The sequence below is a fragment of the Lysinibacillus sphaericus genome (assembly GCF_015844675.1).
Classification (GTDB): Bacteria; Bacillota; Bacilli; order Bacillales_A; family Planococcaceae; genus Lysinibacillus; species Lysinibacillus sphaericus_E.
This window is the reverse complement of record NZ_LDGC01000048.1, coordinates 1-823: the sequence shown is the minus strand read 5'-3', so window position 1 is coordinate 823 and position 823 is coordinate 1. Positions and strand designations below refer to the sequence as shown.

General features: G+C 38.3%; 1 protein-coding gene. It reads left to right on the top strand.

All coding sequences use genetic code 11. The annotated features are described in order from the left end of the window. Positions 1–823: AMP-binding protein (locus ABE34_RS25840; RefSeq protein ID WP_197142913.1), on the top strand; the 823-nt coding region annotated here is incomplete at both ends.

Genomic DNA, 823 nt, shown 5'->3' with positions numbered 1-823 from the left:
AGAAGAAGTAAGCTACCGAGAGCTGAATGAAAGAGCCAATGTGTTAGCTCATAAGTTAAGAGAACTGGGCGTAAGACCAGATGACTTTGTAGCGATCATGGCAGAAAGAAGTATCGAGATGATTGCGGGAATTTACGGAATCATCAAGGCTGGAGCCGCTTATGTACCAATCGATCCAACGTATCCAGAAGAAAGAATCGCGTTTATGTTGGAAGACTGTCAGCCAAAGGCCATATTACTTTACGGGGCAGAGTATGAAACCGATATTACAAAGATTGACTTAAAAGAAGCAGGAACTTGGGAAGGAAATATCCAGAATCCAGAGAAGGTCAACAAAGCGGAAGACTTGATCTATTGTATCTACACTTCCGGAACAACAGGTACACCGAAGGGTGTTTTAGTAGAGCATCATGGTGTCGTTGCAATAAACCAATACTTTAAAGAATTGTATAAAATTACAGAAAAAGATGTTATATTACAATTTGCTAACTATATATTTGACGCGTCTGTATGGGAAATGACAATGGCATTATATAATGGAGCAACATTATTATTAATCCCATCCAATAAAGTGCGAGGTGTAGATGAGTTTGAACAGTATGTTTCAAATAAAAAGGCAACAGTAGCATTACTTCCACCACAATATTTCCGTCAGATAAAACAAAATTTGTTTAGAGTATTAACGACTGGTGGTTCTGCAACAAGTAAGGAATTGGTTGAGCAGATTGGAGATAAAGAACGATATATTAACGCATATGGTCCAACGGAAAATACAGTACTTGCGACACATTGGGAGAAAGAAAATGATAAAGAGGTACCAGAG